The organism is Ureibacillus sp. MALMAid1270 (genome assembly GCF_049202975.1).
Taxonomy (GTDB): domain Bacteria; phylum Bacillota; class Bacilli; order Bacillales_A; family Planococcaceae; genus Ureibacillus.
Map to the genome: position 1 here is coordinate 1 of NZ_JBMIRP010000077.1, position 5,124 is coordinate 5,124.

At 35.9% G+C, this 5,124-nt stretch carries 3 protein-coding genes and 13 tRNA genes; all 16 read right to left on the reverse strand.

Annotated elements, in window-relative coordinates; genetic code table 11:
* Positions 1-560: 560 nt before the first annotated feature.
* The 16 genes from ACOQFO_RS09865 to ACOQFO_RS09940 all read right to left on the reverse strand — a co-directional run bounded on the left by ACOQFO_RS09865 (position 561) and on the right by ACOQFO_RS09940 (position 5,122).
* Positions 561-1,136 carry a recombinase family protein gene (locus tag ACOQFO_RS09865; protein WP_147536120.1) on the reverse strand — a complete coding sequence of 192 codons (576 nt, stop codon included), beginning with the start codon at positions 1,134-1,136 and terminating at the stop codon, positions 561-563.
* A 287-nt stretch (positions 1,137-1,423) separates the two neighbouring features.
* A complete protein-coding gene (locus ACOQFO_RS09870; protein ID WP_421689513.1) occupies positions 1,424-2,623 on the reverse strand; it encodes a hypothetical protein in 1,200 nt (399 codons plus the stop codon).
* Between the two features lie 148 nt (positions 2,624-2,771).
* On the reverse strand, positions 2,772-3,746 hold the full coding sequence (locus tag ACOQFO_RS09875; RefSeq protein ID WP_147536118.1) for a tyrosine-type recombinase/integrase: 975 nt from the start codon (positions 3,744-3,746) through the stop codon (positions 2,772-2,774).
* 148 nt (positions 3,747-3,894) lie between these two features.
* Positions 3,895-3,976, reverse strand: a tRNA-Leu gene (locus ACOQFO_RS09880).
* A 46-nt stretch (positions 3,977-4,022) separates the two neighbouring features.
* A tRNA-Cys gene (locus ACOQFO_RS09885) sits at positions 4,023-4,096 on the reverse strand.
* An 8-nt stretch (positions 4,097-4,104) separates the two neighbouring features.
* A tRNA-Gly gene (locus ACOQFO_RS09890) sits at positions 4,105-4,179 on the reverse strand.
* A 4-nt stretch (positions 4,180-4,183) separates the two neighbouring features.
* Positions 4,184-4,258 (reverse strand) — tRNA-Gln (locus ACOQFO_RS09895).
* A gap of 34 nt (positions 4,259-4,292) precedes the next feature.
* Positions 4,293-4,368: transfer RNA gene (locus ACOQFO_RS09900), tRNA-His, on the reverse strand.
* Positions 4,369-4,403: 35 nt separating this feature from the next.
* A tRNA-Trp gene (locus ACOQFO_RS09905) sits at positions 4,404-4,477 on the reverse strand.
* Between the two features lie 7 nt (positions 4,478-4,484).
* Positions 4,485-4,568, reverse strand: a tRNA-Tyr gene (locus ACOQFO_RS09910).
* A gap of 5 nt (positions 4,569-4,573) precedes the next feature.
* Positions 4,574-4,649, reverse strand: a tRNA-Thr gene (locus ACOQFO_RS09915).
* 15 nt (positions 4,650-4,664) lie between these two features.
* A tRNA-Phe gene (locus ACOQFO_RS09920) sits at positions 4,665-4,740 on the reverse strand.
* Between the two features lie 19 nt (positions 4,741-4,759).
* Positions 4,760-4,835, reverse strand: a tRNA-Asp gene (locus ACOQFO_RS09925).
* A 3-nt stretch (positions 4,836-4,838) separates the two neighbouring features.
* Positions 4,839-4,915, reverse strand: a tRNA-Met gene (locus ACOQFO_RS09930).
* A 26-nt stretch (positions 4,916-4,941) separates the two neighbouring features.
* Positions 4,942-5,017, reverse strand: a tRNA-Val gene (locus ACOQFO_RS09935).
* A 30-nt stretch (positions 5,018-5,047) separates the two neighbouring features.
* Positions 5,048-5,122, reverse strand: a tRNA-Glu gene (locus tag ACOQFO_RS09940).
* Positions 5,123-5,124 lie beyond the last annotated feature (2 nt).

A 5,124-nucleotide genomic window follows, 5' to 3' on the forward strand; every position in this document is an offset into this window, starting at 1 on the left:
CTAACGGATGAAGCAGCGTTAGATGCGTTGATGCCTTGGTCAGAAGCAATTCCGACCAACTGTCACGTACCTAAACGAACTACATAGATAGCATAACAATAGCGCCCCCTGAAAACCAGGTGGGCGCTATTTGACGCTTACGTTTCCAACATCTAAGTATGTGCAGCGACTTTGGTACTTTGGTCGCAACAATGCGAAATCTGCGACAGCAGTTTTGCATTGCTTGTCAAAGTACAAGACCAACCATTTATTATGTATGTATTTTGATAAATAACCTTTACTTTAAGACATTCCCTCACCTCCAAAAAAACAAACAGATTAACACTAAAAATATCAATCTGTCAACTATTTACTCTTATATTATAGCATTTTTTTGTACATTTGTCGAATTTTCCTCTTACGATATTATTGACTTTTAAAACAAAATGTGATAATAAAAAAATCGCTCTATTAAGGACATTTTTCAATTGGTCATTAAATTATTAGACCCGATCAAAAGTATGTCTTTAGAGCGATTTTTATTTACACTTTGATAAAAGAAGAATTTTATAAAAAATTTTTTAATTTGCATCGTATTCCTCAATTAACTTGTACAAGGTTGTTCTGCTAACACCTAGTTCATTGGCAAATTGTGTTTTGTTTATTTTACGTGCCATATATTTCTCATATAATTCCTTGAATTTCTCGTCTATTTCAATTGCCTTTCTTCCCTTGTACTTGCCATTTGCTTTTGCGATTGCGATTCCTTCACGTTGGCGTTCCAGCATATTCATTCTTTCAAATTCATTTATTGCCCCTAACATTGTAAGCATTAGTTTTCCCTGTGGCGTTGAAGTGTCAATATTTTCTTTTAGAGAAATCAAAGTAACGTTCTTCTCTTGCATTAACTCCACTAATTCAAGTAAATCCTTTGTACTCCTAGCAAGTCGTGAAAAGTCATTAATGATAATGGTATCCCCTTCACGCATATAGTCGAGCATGGCTTGTAATTGTGGTCTTTTCGTATCTTTTCCACTTACTTTCTCAATAAACCATTTGTCAATGCTGGCTCTTTCTTCAATTGCTTTTACCTGTCTTTGTTCATTTTGTTCGACTGTTGATACCCTGACATAACTTATAAATTTTCCTTTGCTCATTTTGAACGCCCCTTATTTGTTGTTATGTATATTTTACCAATATGTTCATTTAAAGTCTATAACTTAATATACATTTTGTCCAAAAATTACATAAATAACTTTATTTGAACACAAATAAGGAGCAATAAAATTGTTCATTTAGGTCATGGTCTATCTAAACAGTCGGTAATCTATTTGACCTTTTAACCAAAAGAAAAAGACCATATGGTCTTTTAGTTAATCTGATGTGAATTAAAGCACCGTGACTGAATAAAGCATAACTCCATATTTTGAAATGAACCTTTTTTTCAAACAGAAGAGTTACCGTATAACATTTCTTTTATATTAAATCGATATTCAGAAGGCAATTTATCTATTTCACGAGAAACTTCTGCCCTTAGACTATTTCTGCCCTTAATAACAATTTCATTTTTCTTTAATTGTATTTTACCTATACTATATGGTGCATAATAAATATCTAACTTATCTATAGCTATAATTCCAGTCTTATTAGTATTAAATTCCGTTAGTCTTAGTTTAAATTCAGCCTTTGTAAGATGACTTCGTGGAACATGGTACACGATTTCGGCAAGATAGTCTTTATTTTGTGCTGTAGCATAAATAAGTTCCATATCAATTCCATTTTTAGCAATATACTCTATTACACCTTCAATTTTCTCTTTTTCTAAATGGTCAAAGTCAGCAATCAGCCTTAGACCTTCACACATTGAATGGAACACCATATTTGCTTTAGCTTCGTCATCTACTTGGTTATACTCTGATAAATTTAATGTGGAATATGTGTATTTAAAAAATTCGTCAATAGCTATCGATTGTTTGGCTTGTTCCATTGTTTCAGCGATACTGAAATAAATCTCATCGTAGTCAGGTGACATTACTTCGGCTCTTCTCAATAAGTTACTAAAAAGTTGAGAGTAAATATAATCGTAAGGTGCTAATGTATTCCGTTCAAAATGGTCATATAATCTAACACCAATTATTCGTTTCAACAATGGTCTAGGATTAATCTTGTAGGAATATATCAAGCTATCAACACGTTTGACTGTATTCAAAAAATTAATCTCTTTTTCTTTTTTGGCATAATTTTTTAATTCTTCATCAGTTTGTGGAGCAATATCAATAATATTATTAAGGCTATTCAATAACTTATCTTTATTAAAATCTAGTTTATTAACCTCTATCTGTGAAACCTTGTTAATGGCTTCTTCAACTTTTAACAGTCCATGTTGAAAATCATGAATGTTTAACTTTACGTTATTAGTGAAGTTCCCCTCAATTTCTACCTCTGCAATTATTTTATAAAGAGATTTTAATTTAAACTTCTTCTTTGGAGGTGCATTGTTTATAAATCGAATTAATATACTTTCAAAAGTAAATCCGTGAAATTCTCCAATAAAATGTTCATTTAAAAACGTATCAAGTAGAATTAATGATTTATTTTTTTCTTCTTTAGTACCAAAATCTTTATATTCAATTAAAAATCTCATAATTTACCCCTTAGTGATAAAGTATCTTTTATTGTTATATTATAATCCTTATCAAGATAAATCTGAACTGTTCCTTGAAATAAGAAAAAAGCATTACTCCTTGTTAAAAGTAATGCACTAGTTTAAATATTCCTTTACTTTTGATTGACTACATTCTTACTTCAAGATTTACCAGTGGTGAAAAGGCTCTATGTTTATCCATTATATCATCACTAAATAAATTGACATAAACTCTGACCATTTCCATACTTGTATGCCCTAAAATCTGTTGTAATTCAAATAACCCTGCACCGTTTTTTACACTCAATTTTGCGAATGTATGCCTAAAGGTATGGCAGGAGCATCTAACCCCTTTTATATCAGCTTGCTTCCCGTAAAATGTTACCCTGTTTTGGAATTGTCTTTTAGACATCTTCTCACCGTCAAGCGTAACAAACAAAGCATCTGTTTCCATTACTCCACGTATCTGAATATATTTCTGCAATTGATTTTTCATTTTTGACTGAATAGGAACGATCCGCTCTTTATACGTCTTTGTATTCCTTATATGGAGTTTAGATTCATTCCACAAAATATCTTGAACACAAATTCCTTCTAATTCGCTCACACGCACGCCTGTTTCAAGTAGTAATAGCATAAAAGTATAATCCCTTACACCTACAAAAGAGCGTAAATTCGGCTGATTAAAAAGCGTTTGAAGTTGTTCATTTGTAAAGGTTTCAACAACTTTTTTACGGTCTTTTAGTAATTTGATGTTATTTAATGGATTTTCTTTAATATGCCGTTCACGATGCAAAAAATTGAAAAATGCTCTAATGGCTCTTAAACGTGTGTTAATTGTTACTGTTTGTAATCCTTTTTCTTTCATGTGCAAGATAATACTTTTTATTTGGTCTTTTGTTATGTTTGCAGGTGCAGGATTAAACTCTTTTTCCCTTAGCATTTTGTAAAAAACTGATAATTCATTTCTGTAGTATTGGATTGTTTGAGGTCTTAAATTTCTGATTAGACAATCATCAACAAATAAAGAAAGTGCCGTTTGGAAATCAATCTCCTTTATTACTTTTGTTGTGTTAATGATTGATAATTCCTCAATAGATAATTCGTTTGTACGCCTTGCCATATAAATTCCTCCTTGTTTATGACAGGGGTACGCACACGATTTTATGTACACGATATTTTTGTAAGAATCGTATTGGAGATAAATAAAAAACGTTCCTTACATAGTGTAAGAAACGCTGATTTCACTGCATTGGCAAGCAGTGTCATGATACCGGTGGTCGGGGTCGAACCGACACTCCAGAAGGAACACGATTTTGAGTCGTGCGCGTCTGCCAATTCCGCCACACCGGCAAAGAAAAAAAAGTATAAAAAAAATCGGTTAAACCGATAAAATTTATGGAGGCGGCTACCGGATTTGAACCGGTGATAAGGGTGTTGCAGACCCGTGCCTTACCACTTGGCTAAGCCGCCTAATCAATTGGAGCGGAAGACGGGGTTCGAACCCGCGACCCCCACCTTGGCAAGGTGGTGTTCTACCACTGAACTACTTCCGCGTAGTGGCTGGGGTACCAGGATTCGAACCTGGGCATGACGGAATCAAAATCCGTTGCCTTACCGCTTGGCTATACCCCAATAATATGATAAATTGATTAATTTATTATTTAAATGGGGCGACTGATGGGAATCGAACCCACGAATGTCGGAACCACAATCCGATGCGTTAACCACTTCGCCACAATCGCCATAATAAGATATTCTTTCTGAAAGACAAAAAAATTGGCAGGGGTAGTAGGAATCGAACCCACACCAAAGGTTTTGGAGACCTTCGTTCTACCTTTAAACTATACCCCTATAAAACTGGTGGAGAGGGACGGATTCGAACCGCCGAACCCGAAGGAGCGGATTTACAGTCCGCCGCGTTTAGCCACTTCGCTACCTCTCCATATATGGTGCCGGCGATAGGAGTCGAACCCACGACCTACTGATTACAAGTCAGTTGCTCTACCAACTGAGCTACACCGGCAAATTATTAAAAGAATGGTGGGTCCGGACGGAATCGAACCGCCGACACTTTGAGCTTCAGTCAAATGCTCTACCAACTGAGCTACAGACCCACATAATAATTTTTAAAAATGGCGGTCCCGACCGGGATCGAACCGGCGATCTCCTGCGTGACAGGCAGGCATGTTAACCGCTACACCACGGGACCATTTGGTTGCGGGGACAGGATTTGAACCTGTGACCTTCGGGTTATGAGCCCGACGAGCTACCGAACTGCTCCACCCCGCGATAATATTATTAATTAATTTGTTTAATGGTGGAGGATGACGGGCTCGAACCGCCGACCCCCTGCTTGTAAGGCAGGTGCTCTCCCAGCTGAGCTAATCCTCCAACTAGTTTTCTTACATTATAGAAATTTAATGGTGACCCGTACGGGATTCGAACCCGTGTTACCGCCGTGAAAGGGCGGTGTCTTAACCACTTGACCAACGGGCCAT

Coding starts and splice junctions, on each gene's coding strand:
- ACOQFO_RS09865 (WP_147536120.1), bottom strand. CDS start 1,136: ATGAGCAAAGGAAAATTTATAAGTTATGTCAGGGTATCAACAGTCGAA.
- ACOQFO_RS09870 (WP_421689513.1), bottom strand. CDS start 2,623: ATGAGATTTTTAATTGAATATAAAGATTTTGGTACTAAAGAAGAAAAA.
- ACOQFO_RS09875 (WP_147536118.1), bottom strand. CDS start 3,746: ATGGCAAGGCGTACAAACGAATTATCTATTGAGGAATTATCAATCATT.